Here is a 22182-nt window from a genome sequence, read left to right on the forward strand (position 1 = left end):
GGCTATTGGTCGCCCTCGCATATGGCGATCATCCGCGCCGCGGCCCGCGACCCGAGGGTCGAGCGTATCTTCATCGACCCGGTCGCCAAGGTGGCCATGTGCCAGATGGAGACCGGCAACCGCGCCTGGCTGCGCAAGGTCCGCCCGATCAACGGGCATGACTATCACTTCCACGTCCGGCTGGGTTGCCCGGCCGGTTCAGTCTGCCAGCAGCAGGATCCGCCCCCGCGCGGCGATGGCTGCGAGGAGGCGGCGGAATGGATCCGCAACCGCATCGACCCGAGCCGGGTGAAACCCGTTCCGCCGGACCCGAACTATCGCCACCCCCGGAGCTATCGCCTCAGCGAGATGCCGCGACAATGCCAAGCCACTGCCGTCGCGCGCTGACCGGGGCAGACGGGTTGCAGGGCCTCGGACTTCGCCGGCTGGTCAGCGGGGTCGGGCTGGCCGGCCTGATCGCGCTGGTGACGCTGTCGCATTCCTGCGCGGCGGAACCGGGCGCCCCGGCCACGGGCGGGACCGCGCACGTCACCCATCTCGACACCTTCACCTGGCAGATCGACGAGGCGGATTTCGGCGGCTTCTCCGGCCTGCATATCGACCAGCAGGGCCAGCGCTTCACCGCACTTTCGGACCGCGCGACCCTGCGCTGGGGCCGGATCGAGCGCGATGGCGATGGCCGGATCACCGAGATTCTCGCCGACGGCCATGCGCGGCTGAAGGACAGTGAGGGGCGCCCCCTCAGCCCCGGCTGGCGCGGCGACAGCGAAGGGCTGGCGGTCGGCAAGGATGGGCGCATCTGGATCAGCTATGAGGGGCTGACGCGCGTGGTCGGCCATGACACGCCCGATTCCCCGGCCAAGGTTCTGCCCCGGCCGCAGGCCTTCAAGGACATGCAGCGAAACTCCTCACTGGAATCGCTGGCGATCCTCGATGACGGGACGCTTCTGACGCTGCCCGAACGCTCGGGCGCGATGAAGCGGCCGTTCCCGGTCTGGCGTTTCCGAGACGGGGAATGGGACCAGCCCTTCTCGATCCCGCGCCAGGGCAATTTTCTTGCCGTCGATGCCGATATCGGCCCGGACGGGCGCTTCTATCTGCTCGAACGCGATTTCATGGGCCTCTTGGGTTTCCGCAGCCGCGTCCGCCGCTTTGACCTGACCGAGGCGGGCGTCTCGAACGAGGAGACGCTGCTGACATCCCTGCCGCTGCAATATGACAATCTCGAGGGGATCTCGGTCTGGGATGACGGGCAGGGCATCGTCGTCACCATGATCTCGGACGACAATTTCAGCCGCTTCCAGCGCACCCAACTGGTCGAGTATCGCGTGACCGAGGCGCCGGGTGCATCCGCCCTTTCGGTCAGGTAGACATAGCAGACAATTGACAGAAGCACCGGCGGGGGCTTATGCGGCCCTGCCCCCTCAACGGGGGCCGAGTCGCCGCTACCTTGTAAAAACGGAATCCGAAATGCCGCGCATCCTTCCTGGCGTCATCGCCATGGCCATCGTTGTCGTGGCCTCGAACATCCTGGTCCAGCACCTGCTGGGCAGCTGGCTGACCTGGGGGGCGCTGACCTATCCGGTCGCCTTCCTCGTCACCGACATCATGAACCGCATCTATGGCCCGACAGCGGCGCGCCGGGTCGTGTTTGCGGGCTTCGTCACCGGCGTCATCTGCTCGGTCATCGCGGCGGGCATGGACAAGACCACGCTGCGCATCGCCATCGCCTCGGGCGCAGCGTTCCTTTCGGCGCAGCTGATGGACATTGCCGTGTTCAACAAGTTGCGGAAATACAACTGGTGGTTGCCACCGCTGGGGGCGAGCATCGCCGGGTCGATCTTCGACACCGTCGTCTTTTTCAGCATCGCCTTTTCGGCCACCCTCACGCCGGTCTTTCCGGGGGACGATGTTTCCTGGGCAAACGAGATGGTTCCCCTGCTTGGCCATGGCTCTGTTCAGCCTTTGTGGGTTTCTTTGGCAGTTGCCGACTGGATGGTCAAAATGGCGCAGGCGCTTCTTGCTCTCGTTCCGTTTCGGATCATCGTCGGAAATTTGATCCAGCGACGCGCTCAAATGCATTGACTGGGCGTCGATCTGTGGCACGCTAAGATCATACGGCAACACATTGAAAGGAGGTGGTCCAGTGTCGAGAGTGATATTGGAGAGAGGTGTCGGGACAGTCAGGGGGGCCGTGGCCTGAGGGCAACCCCAAGGGTCGTAAACCCTGGCTGGGACGGTGGGCACCAACCCTAACCGGACCATCTCCGTGGATCTCGCGGGTCGTTTCCCTGGAAGCGGCCCGTTCCATATTTCCGGTAAAATCCGGGCAGAAAGGGCGGTCCTTCGGGGCCGCCTTTTCCTTTTTTCCTTTTTTGCCGCCTGCTCAGCGCCGCTCACGCTTGGTCGCTAGCCCGCAGAGGCGGAGAGGCGCGCACGACCCCACGGATCAGTGCCATTCCGATCAGGTCCAGCCGCACAATGGCAAAAACCGCCGCCGGGACCGGCTGGGCGCCAGTTTGCCACCCCCGGTGGCGGCTTCGGGATCAGATACGCTCGATCGCCAGCGCGATGCCCTGACCGCCGCCGATGCACATGGTGATCAGCCCCTTGCGGCCGCCGCTGCGCATCAACTCATACATCGCCTTGATTGTGATAATCGCGCCGGTGGCCCCGACCGGATGGCCAAGCGCGATTGCCCCGCCATTCGGGTTGACCTTTGCCGGGTCGAGGCCAAGGCCCTTGTTCACCGCCAACGCCTGAGCGGCAAAGGCCTCGTTCGACTCGATCACGTCAAAATCGCCCACATCCAGGCCGGTGCGCTTCAGCAGCGCCTCGACAGCCGGGATCGGCCCGATCCCCATGACCTCGGGACGCACGCCCGCGACGGCATAGCCGAGCAACCGGAACAGCGGCGTCGCGCCTGCCGCCTCGGCCGCATCGGCGCGGGCAAGGACCAGCGCGCCCGCGCCGTCATTGATCCCCGAGGCATTGCCCGCGGTGACCGAGCCGTCCTTCTTGAAGACCGGCTTCAGACCGGCCAGTTTCTCCAGATCCGTGGCCTTCGGATGCTCGTCCGTGTCGAAGGCGACTACGCCCTTGCGGGTCTTGACCTCGACAGGGACGATCTGGTCCCTGAAATAGCCGTTGGCGATGGCATTCGCGGCCCGGCGCTGGCTTTCCAGCGCGAAGGCATCCTGCGCCTCGCGGGTGATGTCATGCTCGCGCGCGACATTCTCGGCCGTGACGCCCATATGGCCGGTGCCCATGGGACAGGTCAGCGCGCCGGTCATCATGTCCATCATCTGCACATCGCCCATCTTGGCGCCGAACCGCGCGGCCGAGACGGCATAGGGCGCGCGGCTCATCGACTCGGCCCCGCCCGCGACGGCGAAATCCGCGTCGCCCAGCATCAAGGCCTGCGCGGCCGAGACGATCGCCTGCGCGCCCGAGCCGCAAAGCCGGTTCACGTTCATCGCGGGCGTCGTATCCGGCACCCCTGCATTCAGCATCGCGACGCGGGACAGGTACATGTCGCGCGGCTCGGTGTTCAGCACATGGCCGAACACCACCGTCCCGATCCGCTGAGCGTCGATCCCTGCGCGCTCGATCGCGGCGCGGGTGACGGTGGCGGCCAGGTCGATCGGCGCGATGCCGGCAAGGCTGCCCCCGAATCCGCCGATCGCCGTGCGCGCCCCCGACAGGATGACGATTTCATTCCCGGACATGGTGTTCCCTCCCCCGCATCTTCCGTTTCGGGGCCGAGGCTAGCCAAGGCGGCGGCGCGGCGAAAGTCCGCATCGGCTTGCCTACGCCGCGTTACTTGCGGAAGATGCGCGGATGGAAAATGACCCCCGCCTCAGCCTGCGCCTGCATTTCGCCCAAGGCCTCACCTTTGGTCGCGGCAAGGCCGACCTGCTGCAAGCCATCGCCGAGGAGGGCTCGATCTCGGCCGCGGGGCGGCGGCTGGGGATGAGCTATCGCCGCGCCTGGGCGCTGGTCGAGGAGATGAACAGCCATTTCCCGAAGCCCCTCGTCGACAGCAGCCGCGGCGGTGCGAAGGGCGGCGGCGCGAGCGTCACCGAACTGGGCGCCAAGGTTCTTGCCGAATATCGCGCGCTGGAGGCCTTGCTGCGCGACTCGTCCCAGCTTGAGGCCCTGCGCCATGCGCTGAGCGATGTGAATGATGGGAAATAACGCTTGCCCGTCCGCGCGCGCCGGGGTTATGTCTGATCCGACATAACGGAGGAACCCCACCCATGCGCCTCTCGCTGCTTTGCGCGGCCCTGATCGGGCTGGCCCCCGCCGCCCATGCCGACGAGATCACGGTCTTTGCCGCCGCCAGCCTCAAGACCGCGCTGGATGAGATCGCGGCGGAATGGCAGAAAAACCACGACGACACCGTGGTCATCTCCTATGCCGGCAGCTCGAAGCTTGCCCAGCAGATCCAGGAGGGCGCGCCGGCGGACATCTTCATCTCGGCCTCGACCGACTGGATGGACGAGGTCGAGAAGTCCGGCGATATCGACACTGCGACGCGCACCGACCTCTTGGGCAACACGCTGGTTCTGGTCGGCACCGGCAAGCCTGCCGCGCAGGACGTGACCGCGCTGCCGACGCTGCTGGAGGGTGGCAAGCTGGCCATGGCGCTGGTCGATTCGGTCCCTGCCGGCCAATATGGCAAGCAGGCGCTGGAGAAACTGAACCTCTGGTCCCGGGTCGAGCCGCATGTCGCGCAGGCCGAGAACGTGCGCGCCGCGCTGAAACTGGTCGCGACGGGCGAGGCGCCGCTGGGCATCGTCTATGGCTCGGACGCGGTGGCCGAGCCGGGTGTGGGCGTGGTCGGAACCTTCCCGACTGACAGCCATGACGCGATCGTCTATCCGGGCGCGGTGACCAAAGCCGCCGACACCCCGCAGGCCGCAGCCTTCCTCGGCAGCCTCAAGGAAAGCTCCGCCAAGGCGGTCTTCGAGTCGCAGGGCTTCACCGTCCTGCCATGATCAGTCTCGACTGGCTGGGCCCGCAGGAATGGCAGGCCATCACCCTGTCCCTACGCGTCTCGCTGGTCGCGACCATCGCGAGCCTGCCCTTTGCCATCGCGATTGCGTGGCTACTGGCGCGGCGCCGCTTTCCGGGCCACAGCCTGCTCAGCGGCATCGTCCACTTGCCGCTGATCCTGCCGCCGGTCGTCACCGGTTATCTGCTGCTGCTGACCTTCGGCACGAAAGGCCCGGTCGGCAGCCTGCTGCAACCGCTGGGGATCGTCTTTGCCTTTCGCTGGACCGGCGCGGCGCTGGCCGCAGCCATCATGTCATTCCCGCTGACGGTGCGCGCGATCCGGCTGGGATTCGAGGCCGTGGACCCGCGGCTTGAGCAGGCGGCGGCGACACTGGGCGCTCCGCGCGCATGGATCTTTCTGACCGTCACCCTGCCCCTGATCATGCCGGCGCTGCTGGCCGGCGCGACGCTGGGCTTTGCCAAGGCGATGGGAGAGTTCGGCGCGACCATCACCTTCGTCTCGAACATTCCGGGCCAGACCCAGACCCTGCCCTCGGCGATCTATGCCCTGCTCGAAACGCCGGGTGGCGACGGGCCGGCGATGCGGCTGGTGCTGGTCTCGATCGTGATCGCCATGGGGGCCGTGCTGGTCTCGGAGGCGCTGGCGCGCCGCATGGCGCGGCGCAGATGACGCTTTCCGTCGCCTTCCGCCACCGTTTTCCGGGCCTCGACCTCGACGTGGCCTTTGACGCGCCCGAGGGAGTGACGGCGCTGTTCGGCCCCTCGGGCTGCGGGAAAAGCACGACGATCAACGTCATTTCCGGGCTGATGCGACCCGAGGCGGGGCGCGTCTCGCTGTCCGACCGGGTGCTCTTTGACGGGCGCACCGACCTGCCGCCGCAGGCACGCCGGATCGGTTGCGTCTTTCAGGACGCCCGGCTTTTCCCGCATATGACGGTCGAGGCCAATTTGCGCTATCCCTCGCGCTGGCGCCGGGGCGCGGCGCGCGAGTTCGACCGCATCACCGAGATGCTGGCCCTTGGCCCGCTGCTGCGCCGCCATCCGCACAGCCTGTCGGGGGGCGAGAGGCAGCGCACCGCCATCGGCCGCGCCCTCCTCTCGGATCCCGCGCTGCTGGTGATGGACGAGCCGCTTGCCGCCCTCGACGAGGCGCGCAAGGCCGAGATCATGCCATGGCTGGAGCGCCTGCGGGACGAGGTGCGGCTGCCGATCCTTTATGTCAGCCATTCGGTGCCCGAGGTGGTCCGCCTTGCCACCACCATCGTCCTGATGCAGCAGGGCCGCGTCCGCCATGCCGGGGCGCTGCGCGACATTCTGGCCGATCCGCTGCTGGCCCCGGAACTGGGCGCGCGCGAGGCCGGGGCGCTGATCGAGGCCCGCGTCGAGGGGGTCGAGCCGGACGGGATGCTGCGCGTCGCGACCGGGGCGGGACCGCTGCTGTTGCAGGCCCCGCCCGAACCTGCGGGCACGCGCCTACGGCTGCGCATCCTTGCCCATGAGGTGATCCTGTCGCGGGACCAACCGACCGGCCTTTCCGCGCTGAACGTCCTGCCCGCCCGCGTGACCGGGCTTCGCGACGGCCTCGTCCAACTCGCGCTCGGGGATGAGCGGATGCTTGCGCAGGTGACCCCGCGATCCGTTCAAGCGCTTGATCTGAAACCCGGAACCGGCTGCCACGCGATCGTCAAATCCGTGTCCGTTCTGCCCAGCTAGCCGAAAATCGAGCCTTTGTCATTTGCGCCGGCAGGCCGCTTTCCCATATGCTCTCCCATAAAAAGAGCATGAGGGCAGTATGAACAGGTTTCTGAAGCTCGCCATTGTCGGGCTTGTGGCCTCCTGCGGAGGGGGCGGGAATTACAAGGCACCCCGGAATCTGGAAAACGCCTGCGCCATCGCGGCGGAGCGGCCGGCCTATATGCGTGCCATGAAGGATACCGAGCGGCGCTGGGGCGTGCCGGTCAATGTCCAGATGGCGGTCATCCATCAGGAATCGAAATTCATTGGCGATGCCCGCACCCCGCATCGCTATGCGCTGGGGATCATCCCGATGGGTCGCCAAAGCTCGGCCTATGGCTACAGCCAGGCGCTGGACGGAACCTGGGACGATTACCGCAAGAAGACCGGCAACCGGAGGGCGCGGCGCGACAAGATCAGCGACGCGACCGATTTCATGGGCTGGTACATGAACGATTCGACCCGCATCCTCGGCATTTCCAAGCTGGACGCCGCCTCGCAATATCTGGCCTATCACGAGGGGCGTTCCGGCTTTGCCAATGGCTCGCATGGCAACAAGGCGTGGCTGGTGGATGTCGCGGGCAAGGTCAATGCGCGGGCGGAACTCTATCGCCTGCAACTGGCCTCCTGCCGCCGCTGACGCCTTACTGGATCGCGAATTTCGACGGCGGGATCGAAACCCCGGTCCTCATGTCGCCCAGAATGACGGTCGTGCGCTTTCCGGCGTCATCCGTCACCACCCATTGCCTGAGTTGCGTCGGGTTCGCGGTGAACACCATCTGGATATTGCCATATTCCGGGTGCTGCGGATCCTGTGCGGTCACGACAGTCGTATTCTTCTTCTCGGCATGTGCGGTGACCATGCGCGCCTGCCCAAGGTTGATGTTCGGCGCAAGGATCAGCGACAGCGGCGTCTTCGACAGCGGATATTGCTGCGGGGCGCTGCGGGTCTTGCCGTCATAGACCGCGACCTGCCCGGCCGAGGCCAGCACCAGCGTCTTGCTGCCCTTGTATTCGAAGCGCACCCGGTTCGGGCGGTGGATATAGACCACCCCGGTCGAGATCGTGCCATCGGCATTGACCTGCGTGAACTCGGCCTGCGCGGTCTTGAGGTTGTTGAGATAGCGCGAGATCTCGTTCAGCGAGATCTTCTCGGCAAAGGCAGGAAAGGCCATTGCGAGGGCGAGGACGGGCGCGAGGGCGAGGGATCTGATGTTCATGTCGCGGATACTACCGTTTCTGCCGTGGCTTTGCACATTCACGTTCGCTTGGACCTGCGGTGGCGCAACGCTCGCGCGTCCGTGACCGTTCCCTCAGGGCCGCTGCCCGGCAAGCAGGCGGGGCATCGGGTCAAGCCGCAGCCCGGCCGCCTGCCGCATGAAACCGCGCCGCAGCGGCGGCAGGGCATCGACCAGCCCCATCCCCAGCTCCCGCGCGGTCCTGAGAAGGGGGTTGCCGTTCGAAAACAATGCGTTGACCCCGTCCATGCCAAGCGCAAGCGCGGTCGCGTCGGGCCGCCGCCATGCCTGATACCGCTCCAGCACGGGCATGGTGCCGATATCCTCGCCCCGCCTGCGGGCAAGGATCAGGACTTCGGCCAGGGCAGCGACGTCGCGCAGGCCGAGGTTCAGCCCCTGACCCGCGATCGGGTGGACGCCGTGGGCGGCATCCCCGACCAGCGCCACGCGCGGCGCGGCATAGCGTTCCGCCAGCGTCAGGCTCAGCGGATAGGAGAATCGCGGACCGGCTAGCCGGATCTCGCCAAGGAACCCCCCGAAGCGTGGGCGCAGCACCTCGAGGAAGGCGGCGTCGTCGAGGGCGAGGATGGCCCGCGCCTCATCCTCGGGCTCGGACCAGACGATCGAGCTGCGGTTGCCCGGCAGGGGCAGGATGGCCAGCGGCCCCCCCGGCATGAAGAACTGATGCGCGATGCCCTGATGCGGCAGATCGTGATCGACCGCCGCGACCAGCGCGATCTGCCCGTAATCATGGCCGATGCGGCGGATGCCCGCCCGCTCCGCCACGCCCGAGCGTCGCCCGTCCGCGCCGACCAGCAACCGCGCCGAAAGGCGGCTTCCGTCGGACAGCGCGATCTCGATCCCGGCCGCGCCCGGCTCCTGCCCGGTAACCGCGACGCCCGGAAGATGCGTCACCCGGTCCTCCATCGCCGTAAGCAGCGCGCGATAGAGGAAGCGATCCTCCAGCATGTAGCCGAGGCGGCCTTCTTCGATCTCGGCGCTGTCGAAATGGAGGCCGAAGGGCCCCGCCCCCTCGCCCGCGGCACCCTGAGTCGCCTCGACCTTCAGGATCGGCTGGGCCTTGCCCGCCAGCCCCGACCACAGCCCCAGCGCGCCCAGAAGCCGCTGGGAAGCCAGCGCCAGCGCATAGGCGCGGCCGTCAAAGCTGTCGCCGGCGCGCAGATCCGCCGGGCGGTCGTCCACCACCGCGACCCGCAGCCCCGCATCTGCCAGCGCCAGCCCCAGCGCCGGACCGTTCAGCCCGCCGCCCGCGATCACGATGTCGAATGCCTGTTCCATGACCCAGCACTATGCCGCCGGACCCGCCAATGTCCATGCGGCTTCCACCGTGCTGCGCCATTGCGGGGCGGGTCGCGGATCGCTAGCCTATGCGCCACCAACGAAGCATGAAGGGGATCGCGATGGACTGGCTCAAGGCATCGGCTGCGGAACAGGGCCGGGCGATTCTGGCCGGGCTGATCAGCCCCGTGGAACAGACCGAGGCCTATCTGGACGCGGCATCCCGGCACCCTTACGGCGGCCAGATCTATGCCCGCCTGACCCATGACCGCGCCCGGGCGGAGGCGGTCGCCGCTCATGACCGCGCCCGCGCGGGTCTGCGGCGCGGTCTTCTTGACGGGGTCGCCCTCAGTTGGAAGGACAATATCGACAGCGCCGGAATCCCGACCGAAGGGGGCTCGCGCCTGCTGTCCGGGCGCACGCCGACGCAGGATGCCGAGGTGATGGCGCAGGCGGTGATGCAGGGCCTGGTCTGCCTCGGCAAGACGCATATGACGGAACTCGCCTTTTCGGGCCTCGGGCTGAATCCGATGACGCGCACGCCGCCAAACAGCATCGACCCGGCGCTGGCGCCGGGCGGCTCCAGCTCCGGCGCGGCGGTGTCGGTGGCGCTGGGACTGGCGGCGGCGGCGATCGGCACCGATACCGGCGGCTCGATCCGGGTTCCGGCGGCATGGAACGGCCTTGTCGGCTTCAAGCCCACGCATGGCGCCCTCTCCGATCAGGGCATCCTGCCGCTCTGCCGCCGCTTCGACGTGGCGGGTCCGATCGCCCGCACGGTCGAGGATTGCGCCGAGATCTATGCCGTCCTGCGCCGGGACAAGGCCGCCGACCTCGGCGATGCGGATGCGCGCAACCTGCGGCTGATGGTGCTGGACGGCGTTCCCTTCGACGACGCGCGCGAGGGGCCGGTCACGGCTTTCGAGGACGCGGTGAAGCGCCTTGCCAATGCCGGGGCGCGCATCACCCATACCAACCTGCCCTTCGTGGCCGAGGCGATGGCGCTGGCCCCGGTCCTTTTCGCGCCCGAGGCTTACGGGCTTTGGCGCGACCAGATCGAGGATGCGCCGGAACTGATGTATCCCGCCATCCTGCAACGCTTCCGCGGCGGGCGTGACACCAGCGCCGCCGATTACGTCGCCGGCTGGGAAAGCCTGCACCGGCTGCGCGAGGACTGGGCGCGGCTGGTCGCGGGCTATGACGCGGTGATCGTGCCGACCGCGCCGATCCTGCCCCCGGAAACCGAGCGGCTGCTGAACGACGAAAGCTATTTCACGACCGAGAACCTGCTGACCCTGCGCAATACGCGCATCGCGAACCTTTTCGGCCTGCCGGCGATCAGCCTGCCGACCGGGCATCCGGCCTGTGGCCTGATGATGATGGGTCAGGCCGGCGGCGATCTGGCGCTGCTGGTCGCGGCGGCGGGGGCCGAGGCGGCGCTGCGCTAGGCCTCGGAATATACACCCTAATCCGGCGCCCCCTTTCGGCTCTGGCCCGAAACTCTGGACGCAAAGGGGGTTTGCCGGTATCCTTCGCGGGAACGGGGCGACACGACCCCGATTGAGAGGCAGTCATGACAATACCCGAGCGGTTCTCGAACCTCCCGGAATATGCGTTTCCGCGGTTGCGGTCGCTGCTCGCCGGAATTTCTCCGGGAGCGGACCCGGTCGTGATGACCATTGGCGAGCCGCGCCACGCGGTACCCGAATTCACCGGCCGGATCATGGCCGAAAGCATCGGCGAATTCGGCAAATACCCCCCGAATGACGGCACGCCCGAATTGCTGGAAGCAATTTCCGGCTGGATCGGCCGCCGCCACGGGATCGAGGTCGAGCCCGCGCGCATCACCGCGGTCAACGGCACGCGGGAGGGGCTTTTCAACGCGGCCCTCGCGCTTTGCCCCGAGACGAAGGCTGGCCAGCGCGCCGCCATCCTGATCCCGAACCCCTTCTATCAGGTCTATGCCGTCGCCGCCGCCGCCGTGGCGGCCGAGCCGGTCTTTGTCGCCGCGACCGAAGAATCGGGCTTCATGCCCCGCTATAGCGAGGTCGCGCCCGAGGTGCTGGACCGCGTCGCCATCGCCTATCTCTGCTCGCCCGCCAACCCGCAGGGGTCGATCGCCTCGGAAGCCTATCTCGAGGAACTGATCGCGCTGGCCGAGCGGCATGATTTCCTGATCTTCTCGGACGAATGCTATTCCGAGATCTGGCGCGACGCGCCGCCGCCCGGCGCATTGGCCGTCGCCACCCGCATGGGACTGGCGGACCGGGTCGTCATGTTCAACTCGCTCTCCAAGCGGTCGAACCTGCCGGGCCTTCGGTCGGGCTTCGCGGCGGGTGGGCGGGCGCAGATCGCCCAGCTTCGCCGCCTGCGGAGCTATTCCGGGGCACCCCTGCCCCTGCCGGTGCAGCGCGTCAGCGCCGCCGCCTGGGCGGACGAGGCACATGTGGACGAGAACCGGGCCCTCTATCACCAGAAATACGCGGTGGCGGACCGGATCCTTGGCAATACGCCCGGCTACCGCTCGCCCGAGGGCGGCTTCTTCCTCTGGCTGCGCGTGCCCGCGCATGTCGGGACCGGCGAGGACGCGGCCAGGAAGCTCTGGTCCGAGGCCGGCATCCAGGTGCTGCCCGGTGCCTATCTCTCGCGCGATACCGGCGCGGGCAATCCGGGCCTCGACTATATCCGTGTCGCGCTGGTCGATCCGGCCGGGCCGACCGAGGCGGCGCTGACGCGCCTGAAGAACTGCTTGTACGAAGGGGGTTAACGCATGGCGAGCTGGCAGGCGAAACACCGCGATCCGCTGTTCGACCAGTCCACCCAGGCGGCGCTGGAACGGCGCGGCAAGGAGCTTCTGGGCGCGGGCCTCGTGCTTCTGGGCGTGCTGATCGCGGTGATGCTGGCAAGCTACAGTCCCGACGATCCCGGCTTCATGTCGGCAACCGACCAGCCGGCGCAGAACTATTTCGGCCGGATCGGCGCCTATTTCGCCTCGGCGCTCTACATGATCACCGGGCATGGCAGCTGGGTGCTGGTGCTGGGCGCCACGGTCTGGGGCCTGCGCCTGATGCTGCACCGGGGCGAGGACCGGATCATGCGCGGCATCTTCCTGCCGATCGCGATGGTGCTGGTCTCGGTCTATACCACCTCGATGGCGCCGCCGCCGGGCTGGACGCAGAGCTTTGGCCTTGGCGGGCATCTGGGCGACATGCTGATGGGCGCGATGCTGTCGATCATGCCGATCAAGGCCTCGATCGCGATCAAGATCCTGGCCCTGCTGACCGCGGGCGCGTCGCTTGCCTTCCTGTCCTTCGTGCTGGGCTTCGACCGGGCGGAGCTTTCGGCCATCGGGCGTTTCCTGCGCCGGGGGCTGATGACCGCCCGCCTGCTGATGCTGCATGCCGTGGACAAAAGCGCGCGCCTCTCCTCGGGGGCCGCGCGCGAGCTTAAAAGCCGCGCGGATGCGCGCCGCGAACGGGTGAACCGCGCAGGCTCTGCCGCCCTGCCCGAGCCGCGGGTCCATGCCGCGCCGGGTGGCCGCCGCTATGTCCCCGCCGCCCCGGCGCCCCGCGACGAATTCACGCCCCAGCCCGAGCTGGTCGATCCCGAGACGCATTATGCCGATGATGACGAAGCGCCGTCGGATGTCGAGATCTCGGCCCGGATCAGCGATGCCATCCGCCACCGCGCCGAGCAGCCGGGCGACAAGCCCTCGGTCCTGTCGGCCGTCGCGGCGCGGCTGACCGGCGGCCGCCCCGAGACGCAGTTTTCCGACGATGATGACGAGGACGAGGACGACCTGCCCGCCAACCGCGCTGCCACGGCTGCGGCCCGGCAGGTCCACGCTGCACCGCGCCCGGCAGCCGCAATGCCGGTTTCCGGGCGCGGTGCAGCGGCCGAATCCCTCAGCCATTACGAGCATCCGCCGCTGTCGCTGCTGACCGCGCCCTCGACCGTCGACCGCCACCAGCTTCCGCCCGAGGCGCTGCTGGAAAATGCCCGCATGCTGGAGGCGGTGCTGGACGATTACGGCGTCAAGGGTCAGATCACCGATGTCCGCCCCGGTCCGGTCGTCACGCTTTACGAACTGGAACCGGCGCCGGGCCTGAAGGCCAGCCGGGTGATCGGCCTTGCCGATGACATCGCGCGGTCGATGTCGGCCCTGTCGGCGCGTGTCTCGACCGTGCCGGGCCGCTCGGTCATCGGGATCGAACTGCCGAACGCGCGGCGCGAAAAGGTCGTCCTGCGCGAGATCTTCGCCTCTCCCGCCTATGCCGAGGGCCAGCAGCCTTTGCCCCTCGCGCTTGGCAAGGATATCGGCGGCGGCCCGGTGGTCGCGAACCTCGCCAAGATGCCGCATTTGCTGATCGCGGGGACCACCGGCTCGGGCAAGTCCGTCGCGATCAACACCATGATCCTCAGCCTGCTCTATCGGCTCACGCCCGAGCAATGCCGGCTGATCATGATCGACCCGAAGATGCTGGAACTTTCGGTCTATGACGGCATCCCGCATCTGCTCTCGCCGGTCGTCACCGATCCCAAGAAAGCCGTCGTCGCGCTGAAATGGGTCGTGGGCGAGATGGAGGAGCGTTATCGCCGCATGTCCAAGATGGGCGTGCGCAACATCGAGGGCTATAACGGCCGCGTCCGCGAGGCGCTGGCCAAGGACGAGATGTTCAAGCGCACCGTCCAGACCGGCTTTGACGAGGATACCGGCGAGCCGATCTTCGAGACCGAGGAATTCCAGCCCGAGACCTTCCCCTATATCGTCGTCATCGTCGACGAGATGGCCGACCTGATGATGGTGGCGGGGAAAGAGATCGAGGCCTGCATCCAGCGCCTCGCCCAGATGGCGCGCGCCTCGGGGATCCACCTGATCATGGCGACGCAGCGGCCTTCGGTCGATGTCATCACCGGCACGATCAAGGCGAACTTCCCGACCCGGATCAGCTTTCAGGTCACCTCGAAGATCGACAGCCGCACCATCCTTGGCGAACAGGGGGCCGAGCAGCTTCTGGGTCAGGGCGACATGCTCTATATGGCGGGCGGATCGAAGATCACCCGCGTCCACGGCCCCTTCGTCAGCGACGAGGAAGTCGAGGAGATCGTGAACCACCTCAAGTCCTTTGGCCCGCCGACCTATATGTCGGGCGTGGTCGAGGGGCCGGATGACGAGCGCGCGGACAGCATCGACCAGGTGCTTGGCCTGTCCACCGGCGAGGGCGGCGACGCCGAGCTTTACGATCTGGCCGTGGCGATCGTCGCCAAGGACCGGAAATGCTCGACAAGCTATATCCAGCGGAAGCTGGCCATCGGCTACAACAAGGCTGCGCGGCTGGTCGAGCAGATGGAGGATCAGGGCGTCGTCAGCCCCGCGAACCATGTCGGCAAGCGCGAGGTGCTGGTCCCCGAGGTCTGAGGCCTCCGGGTTCAGGAACAGGCAAGGCCGGGCATCACGCCCGGCCTTTTCCGTTTCGCGCAGGCATTGTGCGCGAAGGATGTGCGTCCCTCAGGCTGCGCGGCGCGCGAGCAGATCAGCTAATGCTACATGCCCGCGCAACGCGCCCGATCCCGCCGATGCCTCGCCATTCTCAAGCGCGATGGCATGGCGCACCGCCGGTTCGGCCTCGATCCGCGCGCGCAGGGCGGAAAGCCGGGGCCAGCGCCCCGGATCGGCGACGCCGTGGAACTCCAGCCAGCGCGCCACCCCGACCAGCACCGCGTCGGCCAGCGTCGGGCGGTCCCCGACAAGATAGGGCCTCTCGCCGATCATCTCCTCAAGCCGGTCGTGGCGTTCGATGACCCTGTCGCGGCCCGTCCGCCTCAGCACGGCCAGCGTTTCGGGGTCCGCGCCCTCGGCTTCAAGCGCCACCCAAAGGGGGGTGAAGGCGCCGGTGAAGCCGGTATTCACGAAGCCCATGATCTGGTGCATCCGGTCGGCCTCGGGCGAAAGCGGATCGAAGCTGACGCGCCGCTCGGGGTCGCGCGCCTCGATCCAGGCGGCGATGGCCATGGTCTCGGTCACGATCGCGCCGGTTTCGGTCAGCAGGACCGGCGTTTCGACCCGGGGGTTGAGGCGGCGATAGGCGGGATCACGCATTTCGCCCAGCATGTCGACGCGGCACAGGCGATAGGGCTGGCCCAGCCATTCGAAGGCCGCGACAAGGCCCATCGAGCTTCCCAGCGGGAAGCCATAGACGAGGATCGGTTCCATGATAGTCTCCGGTGATAGTGTTCCGACGATCACGCTGCGCAGCTGGCGACGACCATACCGATCCGCCCGCGCGGGTAAATTACGCACGTTTTGGTAACTATGGAGAACCGATGAAGAATCTGGTTTCCCGCTGCCCGATCGAGGAAGTCATGCAGATCCTTGGCGGACGCTGGCCGACGCTGCTGATCTATTACCTGCAGGAAGGCACCAAGCGGTTCAGCGACCTGCAACGCGACAATCCGACGATCTCGCACAAGATGCTGGCGCTTGAGCTGAAGAAGCTGGAAGAGGCCGGGATTGTCGCCCGCACCGAATTCGGGGGCTATCCGCTGCGGGTCGAATATGACCTGACCCCGGCGGGGCACCGATTGGTGCCTCTGATCGACGCGCTGGCCGGATGGTGGGAGGAAACGGCCGGGGCCGAACCCCAACCGCAACCGGGCGTCACGGCAAGGTAGCGCCCGGCGGGTATCAGCCCGCCAGACCGGCCGCGGGCTGGACCGCCGCCGCGCCCTTGGCGGTCTTGGCGATTTCCCCCGACCCTTCCTCGACCGTGACCACGACCGAGAGGCCGGGTTCGAGGTAATCGGCCATCTCCTGCCCCGGATCAATGGCGATGCGGACCGGCAGGCGCTGCGCGACCTTGGTGAAGTTCCCGGTCGCGTTCGTCGCCGACAGCAGGCTGAATTCCGACGCCGTGGCGGGCGAGAAGGATTCGATCCGCCCGGTGAATTCGCGACGCTGCATCGCATCGACCGTGAAGGTCGCGCGGTCGCCAAGGCGCATGCCGTGAAGCTGGGTCTCCTTGAAATTCGCGATGACCCAGACGTCGGGGCCGACATGGCTGACCAGCGCGGTCCCGGCGGTGACATATTGCCCCTCATGGACGCTGACCTGACCGAGGCGGCCGTCCGAAGGCGCGCGGATCACCGTATTCGCCATGTCGATCTGCGCCAGCTCGACCGCGGCCTCGGCCGAGGCGATCTCGGCCTTGCTGGCGGCGATGCCGACCTTGGCGCCGTTCAGATCCTCGCGCGCGACATCAATCGCGCTTTCGGCCTGAACCACCCCGGCCTCGGCCCGGCGCAGCGCAAGCTGGCTTTCCTCGGCCGAGCTTTGCGCCGTCACGCCGCGCTGGCGAAGCTGGCTGGTCCGCTCCCAGTCAAGCTGGGCGGTGTCGCGCTCGGCCTCGGCCGATTTCAGCGCGGCCTCGGCCGATTTCAGGCGGGCGGCGGCCGAATTCACGGTCTGCTCCTGGATCTGCAAGGCGGCCTTGGCGCCGTCATTCGCAGTCTCTGCCTGCGCGAGCTTCTGGCGATATTGCCGGTCGTCGATCCGCGCGATGACCTGCCCCTTGGTCACATGGTCGAAATCCTTCACCTCGACCCCGGCGATATAGCCCGAAAGTTGCGGCGCAAGCGTCGTCAGCCGGCCACGGACATAGGCATTCTCGGTCCGCGGATGACCACCCGAGAAGGGCGGCAGGTGCCAGGCGAAAAGCACGACCAGAAGGCCGGCGATCCCGGCGAGAACGGCGATTACAGTGGGGATGAAATGGGTCTTGGTCATGACAACGGCTCGGGGATGGGAGGAGTGGCCTGATATCGCTGCCAGCGCTCGGCCAGCCAGTCGCGGCCAAGATGCAGAAGCAGCGCCGCCGCCGCGGCAAGCGCAGCAAGGCAGGTCAGGAAATAGGCATCGTTATAGGCCATCACATAGGCCTGATTGGTGGCGTCCTGCGCGATCAGCGCGGCGGCCTGCGCACGTCCCTGCGCGGCATCCGTCACCTGCGGGGCCAGCTGGGCGGCGCGCATGGCAACCTCGCGCAGGACCAGAGGGTCGACGCTTTGCAGATCCTCGCGCAGGACTTGCAGATGATAGGCTTGGCTGTGGTTGATGAAGGTGGTGAACAGCCCCGATCCCGCGGCCCCGCCGATGCTTTGCGTCGACAGGAACACGATCACGAAGGACAGCAGATAGTTCGGCCCGCGCGCCAGCGCCGCCATCAGCCCCCGCATCATCGCCGGCGCCATGAAGAGCGAGCCGGCAAAGGCGATCAGCCCCTGGCTCAGCATCATCTGCGCGGGCACGGTGTCGGTGGTCGATCGGCTGTCCATATAGGCCCCCGCCGCGATCAGGATCAGCGCGATCAGGTGCAGCAATGGCACGCGATTGGGCTTCATCCACGGGATCAGGGCGATCCCGCCAAGGATGCCAGCGGCCGAGATCACCGCGAAAAGCGAGACGAGCTGCCCCTGCGTAATGCCGAGGAGCTGGAACATGCGCGGGGCGCCCGCGCTCTGTTCGGACAGGATCAGGCGGAAGATCAGCAGCGCAACCGTCAGGTGCAGCATGGCCGGGCTGACCAGCCAGCGGATGTCGACCAGCGGCTCGGCTCGGTGCAGTTCGATCACCACGGCAAGCGTCAGGCAGATGATCGACCCGGCCATGACCCAGCCCAGCCAGGCCACCTCGGTCCACCAGAAGGTCGGGCCCATGGTGCAGCCGATGACCAGCCCGCCGAAGCCAAGCACGATCAGCACCCAGCTGACCAGATCCAGCGGCGCGATCACCTTGACGCGCGGCGGCGATTTCAGCGGCATCAGATAGACCAGCCCCAGCGAGATCGCAGCCATGCCAAGCGCCATCATGTGCAGCCCGGACCAGCCCGCATCGTTCATCAGCGCGGGCGAGATCACCCGCGCAAGGTTCGGCCCGACCGCGACGAGGCTCAGGACCATCGGCAGGCCCAGCCGCATCTTCCACGCGGGCGGCAGCGGCTCGAGGATATAGAGGAAGGCCAGCGTCGAGAGCGGCGCCGAGGCCATGCCGGCGAAGAATTGCGTGGTGACCGCCGAACGCAAATCCAGCGCCGCGAAAGAGATCAGCGACACGGCCAGATAGACCACGATCGCAACCTCGCAGAAGCGGCGCAGCCCGTATTGGGCGCGCAGCTTGATCAGCAGGATCGGCATGGAGGCGCGCGGGATCAGGAAAGCGGCCATCAGCCAGCTTGCCTGTGTCGTCGTGGCGCCGAGATCACCGGCGATCTGCGGAATGTTCGTGCTGACGAAGCCCTGGGCAAGGCCCTGGGTCAGGGCGATGACGACGCCCGCCGCAATATAGCCGAATGCACGCGGCAGCGGCAGCGGCTGGAAGGCCGGGGCAGCGGGTGGCGCTGCCGCGGGCGTCGATGGATTGGCCGCGTCGCTCATTCTTCGCGCAGCCTTTCGGCGTTCTGCGTCATCCGGGTGATCACCCGCCGCACCGCCTCCAGATCGGCCGGGTCGATGCCGTCGATCAGCGCGGCGTCAACCTCGTGACGGAAGCGCAGCAGGGGTTCGATGCGGGTAGTGTTGGTCAGGTGGACGGCATATTTTCGCGCGTCCCCGGCCAGCGGGCGGCGTTCGGCAAGCCCCTGGCTTTCCAGCGCGTCCAGCAGGCGCTTCAGCGTCGGCCCCTCGATCTCGAGCGCGGCAGCAAGCTCGGTCTGGCTTGCGCCGGGATTGCGACCGATGGTGGTCAGCAGCCGCGCCCGCGCAAAGGTCAGGTTGAGCTTCTGCACACGCAATTCGAACGCCGAACGGATGGTCCGCGTCAGGGTCAGAAGTTCATCGAAGAGAGTGGCGGGGCGGTCAGCCATGGCGTTTCTATTAGCTAGCTAATCAATGTTCTTAGCTAGCTAATTAACGCCGCGTCAAAAAGCAAGCCCCGCTGCGGGGTCGCAGCGGGGCGCATGGCGGCAATGCATGCAGCTCAATAGTCGCGTTCGTAAAAGAGGCCGAGCGTGCTTTCCCCGTCGCTCGTGACCGCGCCGCGCGCGGTAAGGCTGTTCGTCACGTCGAGGTTCAGCCGCAGCTTGGTCGTGCCTTCGTCTCCGACCTGAACGTCGGTATAAAGGTTCTCGGACAGATACTTGCCCGCGCGGACCGACACCCGGCCCTGATCATCCGTGGTCAGGTCGAGGTCGTCGAGCCCGGTCGAGGCCCGCAGCCTGCTGATGATTCCATCTCCGCCGCGCCCGGCCAGCGTCGCGATGGCGCTGGCAAGCTGGGCCGCCTGCAGCCCGCTGATATTGTCGAGGCCACGACCGAACAGAAGCTGCGACAGCACCTCCTCCTCGGGCATTTCGGGCGAGGATTCGAAGGTGATTTCCGGGTCCCGCGCCTCGCCGTCGATGATGATGCGCGTGGTGATGCTGTCCTGCGTCGTCTCGGCCACCAGCCGGATGACCGGGATCAGGCTGCCCTGCAATTCGATCAGCCCCTCGGTCAGGTCGAAGCGCTTGCCAAGCAGGTCGACCCGGCCCCGGATCAGTTCGAGGCTGCCGACCGGGATGGGCTGGCGGGCATTGCCGCCAAGCCGGATCTCTCCGCCCAGTTCGGCATCGACGCCCCGGCCGCGGATGAAGACCTGATCCGGCGCCGAAATCACCAGATCGAAGCGCGCCGGAACGGCGGGCGGCGTCGCGGGGGGCGTGGTCATCCCGGCGGCGCGGGATGCCTCGCTGGGGAATTCCAGCAGCCCCGCCTTGGCGCGGGTCTGGCGCTGGGGCGGGCGTTCGTTCAGATGGGTGATGTCGGGGATCGCCCTTGCGCCCCCCAACCCGGTCGAAGGGATGCGGATCTCGGTCGCGCCAAGGTTGATGCGGCCCTGAACCAAGGGGCCTTCGGCCTGCGATCCGCCGATCCTGACCTCGCCATTCGCGATCGTCTGGTAAAGCGTCGGATCACGCAGCACCACGTTGCGGATCTGGACGGCAAGGTCCATCGGGCGGTTCCCGGTCAGGGTGATGGGGCCGCTGACCGAGATCGTGCCCCCCGACTCGACCGCGCCGTTGATATCGACATTGATGCGCCCGGCATTCAGATCGGCGGCCGCATTCAGCGAGGAAATGCTGAGGCCAAGGCGCGGCTCGGCCAGCCGGCCGTTGGTAAGCTGGACCCGCCCGCTCACCGCCTCCAGCGAGGGACGGCCATTGATCCTGACATCGAAGCTCAGAGGCCCCTCGATGCTGCGCGTGCGCAGGAACGGGTTCGCAGCGGCGGCATTGCTGCGACCATCGACCCGGATGTCCATGGTCGAGAAGTCGCCCGCCGCGCGCCCGGTGATCGTGGCGCTGGTCTGGCCCGGCGCGGTCGCCTCGAGGTTCACGTCATAGGCATTGCCGATATTGCGGATATGGCCCCGGACCTCTGCCGGACCCGGAAAACCCGCCACCAGCAGGCCAAGATCGTTCAGCCGCGCGTCGAGGTTCAGCCCCTCGGTCGGACTGCCATTGCCGGTGACGCGGAACTGGCCGTTCCCGGCCTCGAGCCGGCTGACGGTCAGGCTGCCATCGGGACGCTGTGTCGCGGCGACGTCAAGGCGCGTCTCGCCCGCCAGCACGGCATCGACCTTGGGATTGCCGATGCCAAGGCCCCGGCCGCTGCCCTGCGCGGTGATTGCGCGGCCGCCCCCCTGCTGGTCCGTGACATGGGCCTGCGCCTGAATCGCGCCGCGGAACCCGCGGCCGAGGAAGCGCAGGTCGTCGGCGCGCAGATTGGCGCTGAGATCCGTGGCCCCGGACCCGACCTTGCCTTCGGCAGCGACGTTCAGGCGCGGGTTCTGCACGGTCGCGGTCTCGATCGAGAACACGCCGTCCCGCTCGACCCCGCGGATCGCAAGCTGGGTCGCGCCGGTCAGCGCGCCGTCGACCTGCGCCTGCCCGAAGGAAAGATCCTGCCCGGTCCCGGTCACGTCGAGCCGCCGCCCGCCGGTGCCATCGTCCTTGAAGCTGCCCTGCGCGTTCAGCGCGCCGCGCCAGCCGCGCCCGAAGCTCGCAAGCGACTTGACCTCGACCCGGCCGGTCATGTCGGTGTCGCCCCTGGCAAGCCTGCCCTGGGCGGTCGCCAGCATCTGCTGGTTCCGCAGGTCGAATTCCTGAATGGTGATTTCCTCGCCGCGCTGCTCGGCGGAAAGCTTCAGTTCCGTCACCCCGGTCAGCGCGCCGTCCACATCCTGCTGGCCAAGGCGCAGGTCGGTGCCGCGTCCGGTCAGGCGGATCTGTCGCGCGCCGTCCTTTTGCGTGGCCGTCGCCTGAGCGTTCAACCCGCCCGAGAAGCCGCGCCCCAGAACGGCAAGGTCCGGCATCGCGACGCTCAACTGGCCATCCAGTTCCTCGGGCGAGAAGCGGCCGACGCCCTGCGCGTCAAGCTGCGGGTTCACCAGCTGGAAGCGCTGCAATTCGAAACCGTCCTGCGCCTGCATCAGATCGACGGAAAGCTCGGTCTCGCCCTTGAAGGCGCCGTCGATCTCGGGGATACCGAGGATCAGGTCGCGGGCATCGCCCTTCAGGACGACGCGACGCGCCTCTGCCGGGCCGGTCAGCCGCATGTCGGCGCTGAGCGCACCGGCATATTGCGGATCCGCGACCGAAAGGTCGGGCATGGTGATCGTAGCAGTGACGTTGCTGTCGGCGCTGCTGACCATTCCCTTCGCCTCGGCGGTCAGGTTCTGCGCATTGACGAAAAGCCGGCGCAGGTCGATGCCCCCGGTATCGCGCCGGGCGCTGAGTTCGATATGCGAGGCACCGGCCAGCATCCGGTCAGCATGGGCCTGACCGATGCTGATATCCTGCCCCTCGATCTTCGTATCGACGTCGAAAGCCTTGCTGAGCAGGACATAGCGCCCCTTGAT

General features: G+C 67.4%; 20 protein-coding genes. 12 read left to right on the plus strand and 8 right to left on the minus strand.

Going from position 1 to position 22182, the window contains the following annotated elements; genetic code table 11:
• From VNQ78_RS04585 to VNQ78_RS04595, 3 genes are all read left to right on the plus strand, one after another.
• Positions 1 to 387: penicillin-insensitive murein endopeptidase (locus VNQ78_RS04585; RefSeq protein ID WP_325687063.1), on the plus strand; the 387-nt coding region annotated here is incomplete at its 5' end.
• Positions 360 to 1370 (plus strand): esterase-like activity of phytase family protein, encoded by a 1011-nt coding sequence (locus VNQ78_RS04590; RefSeq protein ID WP_325687065.1) that lies wholly within the window; start codon positions 360 to 362, stop codon positions 1368 to 1370. The genes VNQ78_RS04585 and VNQ78_RS04590, both read left to right, overlap by 28 nt.
• 100 nt (positions 1371 to 1470) lie before the next feature.
• Positions 1471 to 2085 (plus strand): VUT family protein, encoded by a 615-nt coding sequence (locus VNQ78_RS04595; protein WP_325687067.1) that lies wholly within the window; start codon positions 1471 to 1473, stop codon positions 2083 to 2085.
• Positions 2086 to 2546: 461 nt separating this feature from the next.
• On the opposite strand, the gene VNQ78_RS04600 is transcribed toward VNQ78_RS04595, so the two are convergent.
• Complete coding sequence (locus VNQ78_RS04600) at positions 2547 to 3728, minus strand: acetyl-CoA C-acyltransferase family protein (protein ID WP_325687069.1); 1182 nt, start codon at positions 3726 to 3728, stop codon at positions 2547 to 2549.
• A 112-nt stretch (positions 3729 to 3840) separates the two neighbouring features.
• On the opposite strand from VNQ78_RS04600, the gene VNQ78_RS04605 reads away from it, so the two are divergent.
• The 5 genes from VNQ78_RS04605 to VNQ78_RS04625 all read left to right on the plus strand — a co-directional run bounded on the left by VNQ78_RS04605 (position 3841) and on the right by VNQ78_RS04625 (position 7393).
• Entirely contained in the window at positions 3841 to 4197 is a 357-nt protein-coding gene (locus VNQ78_RS04605; RefSeq protein ID WP_325687071.1) for a winged helix-turn-helix domain-containing protein, read from the plus strand.
• Between the two features lie 62 nt (positions 4198 to 4259).
• Positions 4260 to 5000 carry a molybdate ABC transporter substrate-binding protein gene (gene modA, locus VNQ78_RS04610; RefSeq protein ID WP_325687073.1) on the plus strand — a complete coding sequence of 247 codons (741 nt, stop codon included), beginning with the start codon at positions 4260 to 4262 and terminating at the stop codon, positions 4998 to 5000.
• Positions 4997 to 5689 carry a molybdate ABC transporter permease subunit gene (gene modB, locus VNQ78_RS04615; protein ID WP_325687075.1) on the plus strand — a complete coding sequence of 231 codons (693 nt, stop codon included), beginning with the start codon at positions 4997 to 4999 and terminating at the stop codon, positions 5687 to 5689. Before modA ends, modB begins: the two co-directional genes overlap by 4 nt.
• Complete coding sequence (modC, locus tag VNQ78_RS04620) at positions 5686 to 6732, plus strand: molybdenum ABC transporter ATP-binding protein (protein WP_325687077.1); 1047 nt, start codon at positions 5686 to 5688, stop codon at positions 6730 to 6732. The genes modB and modC overlap by 4 nt, the downstream gene beginning before the upstream one ends.
• 79 nt (positions 6733 to 6811) lie before the next feature.
• Positions 6812 to 7393, plus strand: coding sequence for a lytic transglycosylase (locus VNQ78_RS04625; protein ID WP_325687079.1), 582 nt, complete (start codon positions 6812 to 6814; stop codon positions 7391 to 7393).
• A gap of 4 nt (positions 7394 to 7397) precedes the next feature.
• On the opposite strand, the gene VNQ78_RS04630 is transcribed toward VNQ78_RS04625, so the two are convergent.
• Together VNQ78_RS04630 and VNQ78_RS04635 are read right to left on the minus strand one after the other, a co-directional pair.
• Positions 7398 to 7973: an outer membrane lipoprotein carrier protein LolA gene (locus VNQ78_RS04630; RefSeq protein ID WP_325687083.1), complete on the minus strand. Its 576-nt coding sequence runs from the start codon at positions 7971 to 7973 to the stop codon at positions 7398 to 7400.
• A gap of 93 nt (positions 7974 to 8066) precedes the next feature.
• Positions 8067 to 9290, minus strand: coding sequence for a UbiH/UbiF/VisC/COQ6 family ubiquinone biosynthesis hydroxylase (locus VNQ78_RS04635; protein WP_325687085.1), 1224 nt, complete (start codon positions 9288 to 9290; stop codon positions 8067 to 8069).
• A gap of 122 nt (positions 9291 to 9412) precedes the next feature.
• Here VNQ78_RS04635 and VNQ78_RS04640 point away from each other — a divergent pair, with 122 nt between their 5' ends.
• The 3 genes from VNQ78_RS04640 to VNQ78_RS04650 all read left to right on the plus strand — a co-directional run bounded on the left by VNQ78_RS04640 (position 9413) and on the right by VNQ78_RS04650 (position 14709).
• Positions 9413 to 10738, plus strand: a complete 1326-nt coding sequence (locus VNQ78_RS04640; protein WP_325687087.1) for an amidase — start codon at positions 9413 to 9415, stop codon at positions 10736 to 10738.
• A gap of 125 nt (positions 10739 to 10863) precedes the next feature.
• Complete coding sequence (locus VNQ78_RS04645) at positions 10864 to 12057, plus strand: aminotransferase class I/II-fold pyridoxal phosphate-dependent enzyme (protein WP_325687089.1); 1194 nt, start codon at positions 10864 to 10866, stop codon at positions 12055 to 12057.
• Between the two features lie 3 nt (positions 12058 to 12060).
• The gene (locus tag VNQ78_RS04650; protein ID WP_325687091.1) at positions 12061 to 14709 is read left to right on the plus strand and encodes a DNA translocase FtsK; all 2649 of its coding nucleotides are present in this window, start codon (positions 12061 to 12063) and stop codon (positions 14707 to 14709) included.
• A 90-nt stretch (positions 14710 to 14799) separates the two neighbouring features.
• Here VNQ78_RS04650 and VNQ78_RS04655 read toward each other — a convergent pair whose 3' ends face one another.
• A complete protein-coding gene (locus VNQ78_RS04655) occupies positions 14800 to 15504 on the minus strand; it encodes a glutathione S-transferase family protein (RefSeq protein ID WP_325687093.1) in 705 nt (234 codons plus the stop codon).
• Positions 15505 to 15614: 110 nt separating this feature from the next.
• Here VNQ78_RS04655 and VNQ78_RS04660 point away from each other — a divergent pair, with 110 nt between their 5' ends.
• On the plus strand, positions 15615 to 15962 hold the full coding sequence (locus tag VNQ78_RS04660) for a helix-turn-helix domain-containing protein (RefSeq protein WP_325687095.1): 348 nt from the start codon (positions 15615 to 15617) through the stop codon (positions 15960 to 15962).
• Positions 15963 to 15975: 13 nt separating this feature from the next.
• On the opposite strand, the gene VNQ78_RS04665 is transcribed toward VNQ78_RS04660, so the two are convergent.
• The 4 genes from VNQ78_RS04665 to VNQ78_RS04680 form a co-directional block, all read right to left on the minus strand.
• Positions 15976 to 17073, minus strand: coding sequence for an HlyD family secretion protein (locus tag VNQ78_RS04665; RefSeq protein ID WP_325687097.1), 1098 nt, complete (start codon positions 17071 to 17073; stop codon positions 15976 to 15978).
• A complete protein-coding gene (locus VNQ78_RS04670) occupies positions 17070 to 18719 on the minus strand; it encodes an MFS transporter (RefSeq protein WP_325687099.1) in 1650 nt (549 codons plus the stop codon). The genes VNQ78_RS04665 and VNQ78_RS04670 overlap by 4 nt, the downstream gene beginning before the upstream one ends.
• Positions 18716 to 19147 (minus strand): MarR family winged helix-turn-helix transcriptional regulator, encoded by a 432-nt coding sequence (locus VNQ78_RS04675; RefSeq protein ID WP_325687101.1) that lies wholly within the window; start codon positions 19145 to 19147, stop codon positions 18716 to 18718. Before VNQ78_RS04675 ends, VNQ78_RS04670 begins: the two co-directional genes overlap by 4 nt.
• Before the next feature lie 113 nt (positions 19148 to 19260).
• Positions 19261 to 22182: translocation/assembly module TamB domain-containing protein (locus VNQ78_RS04680; RefSeq protein WP_325687103.1), on the minus strand; the 2922-nt coding region annotated here is incomplete at its 5' end.

Source organism: Paracoccus sp. (in: a-proteobacteria), assembly GCF_035556475.1.
Classification (GTDB): Bacteria; Pseudomonadota; Alphaproteobacteria; order Rhodobacterales; family Rhodobacteraceae; genus Paracoccus.

Bases quoted from the DNA above. Each gene is read 5' to 3' on its own strand.
- VNQ78_RS04660 (WP_325687095.1), top strand. From the start codon at position 15,615: ATGAAGAATCTGGTTTCCCGCTGCCCGATCGAGGAAGTCATGCAGATC.
- VNQ78_RS04605 (WP_325687071.1), top strand. From the start codon at position 3,841: ATGGAAAATGACCCCCGCCTCAGCCTGCGCCTGCATTTCGCCCAAGGC.
- VNQ78_RS04670 (WP_325687099.1), bottom strand. From the start codon at position 18,719: ATGAGCGACGCGGCCAATCCATCGACGCCCGCGGCAGCGCCACCCGCT.
- VNQ78_RS04655 (WP_325687093.1), bottom strand. From the start codon at position 15,504: ATGGAACCGATCCTCGTCTATGGCTTCCCGCTGGGAAGCTCGATGGGC.
- VNQ78_RS04630 (WP_325687083.1), bottom strand. From the start codon at position 7,973: ATGAACATCAGATCCCTCGCCCTCGCGCCCGTCCTCGCCCTCGCAATG.
- VNQ78_RS04600 (WP_325687069.1), bottom strand. From the start codon at position 3,728: ATGTCCGGGAATGAAATCGTCATCCTGTCGGGGGCGCGCACGGCGATC.
- VNQ78_RS04635 (WP_325687085.1), bottom strand. From the start codon at position 9,290: ATGGAACAGGCATTCGACATCGTGATCGCGGGCGGCGGGCTGAACGGT.
- modA (WP_325687073.1), top strand. From the start codon at position 4,260: ATGCGCCTCTCGCTGCTTTGCGCGGCCCTGATCGGGCTGGCCCCCGCC.
- modC (WP_325687077.1), top strand. From the start codon at position 5,686: ATGACGCTTTCCGTCGCCTTCCGCCACCGTTTTCCGGGCCTCGACCTC.
- VNQ78_RS04595 (WP_325687067.1), top strand. From the start codon at position 1,471: ATGCCGCGCATCCTTCCTGGCGTCATCGCCATGGCCATCGTTGTCGTG.
- modB (WP_325687075.1), top strand. From the start codon at position 4,997: ATGATCAGTCTCGACTGGCTGGGCCCGCAGGAATGGCAGGCCATCACC.
- VNQ78_RS04590 (WP_325687065.1), top strand. From the start codon at position 360: ATGCCAAGCCACTGCCGTCGCGCGCTGACCGGGGCAGACGGGTTGCAG.
- VNQ78_RS04640 (WP_325687087.1), top strand. From the start codon at position 9,413: ATGGACTGGCTCAAGGCATCGGCTGCGGAACAGGGCCGGGCGATTCTG.
- VNQ78_RS04665 (WP_325687097.1), bottom strand. From the start codon at position 17,073: ATGACCAAGACCCATTTCATCCCCACTGTAATCGCCGTTCTCGCCGGG.
- VNQ78_RS04675 (WP_325687101.1), bottom strand. From the start codon at position 19,147: ATGGCTGACCGCCCCGCCACTCTCTTCGATGAACTTCTGACCCTGACG.
- VNQ78_RS04650 (WP_325687091.1), top strand. From the start codon at position 12,061: ATGGCGAGCTGGCAGGCGAAACACCGCGATCCGCTGTTCGACCAGTCC.
- VNQ78_RS04645 (WP_325687089.1), top strand. From the start codon at position 10,864: ATGACAATACCCGAGCGGTTCTCGAACCTCCCGGAATATGCGTTTCCG.
- VNQ78_RS04625 (WP_325687079.1), top strand. From the start codon at position 6,812: ATGAACAGGTTTCTGAAGCTCGCCATTGTCGGGCTTGTGGCCTCCTGC.